The sequence below is a fragment of the Herbiconiux daphne genome (assembly GCF_024979295.1).
Taxonomy (GTDB): domain Bacteria; phylum Actinomycetota; class Actinomycetes; order Actinomycetales; family Microbacteriaceae; genus Herbiconiux; species Herbiconiux daphnes.
Map to the genome: position 1 here is coordinate 1 of NZ_JANLCJ010000267.1, position 825 is coordinate 825.

The 825-nt window shown below is 40.5% G+C and carries 1 protein-coding gene; it reads left to right on the forward strand.

The features are described from left to right. Window positions 1–825 (forward strand): DNA-directed RNA polymerase (locus N1032_RS24545; protein ID WP_259543133.1); only part of this gene is annotated, 825 nt, incomplete at both ends.

Below are 825 nucleotides of genomic sequence, written 5' to 3' on the forward strand. Positions count from 1 at the left end.
CGACTTGGTGGTGCTCAAGTCAATCTCATTCCATCTGAAACCAAAATGGATTTGTATGGGACAGTAGCTGGTCGTGTTAAGGTTCGTTTAACATATGACCGTGATGGTCACATTGGAGCAGACATTGAGAAGACTTATTCTGATGGTCGCCCTCAACCTAAGAAGTGGCAGATGGCTCAATACCTTCTGGACTTCGGGGTTAACCGTTCATTCATTAAACAGAATGTAATGACGTATTCATATTCTTCTACAGTGGAAGGGATGAAAGGTCAACTTCTGGAACAAGTGAAAGATGTTTATGGTGAACAGTCTGAATATTCTGTTGACCCATTAGATGAACATCGTTTCGTTTGTTGTCGTTATCTGGCAGAGATTGTTCACGCTGAAACAGGTAGAACAGTTGTCAAGGCAGCGGAATGTATGGACTGGTTACAAAGTTTATCAACAGCTTTGGCTCGTGTTAACAAAGGATTGGAGTTCACAACTCCTGATGGATTCCCAATGTTCCAAGAGTATCTGAAACAAACAGAGAAACGTTTGTTCATTACTAACTTGGTTTATGATGAAGGTGCTTTGAAAGCAATTCCAAAAGCTCAATCACCTCAGATTAAGATTGACACGGATAAGATTGATAGTCGAGAACAAGCAAGTTCAGTGGCACCAAACTTCATTCATTCAATGGATGCTACCCATCTTCGTATGACAGTTCGTAATTGTTATGCTAAAGGTGTTCGTTCATTCGTAATGATTCACGATAGCTTTGGAACTATTCCAGCAGATGCTCAAACTATGTATGAGACAGTTCGTGAAACAATGGTTGAACTT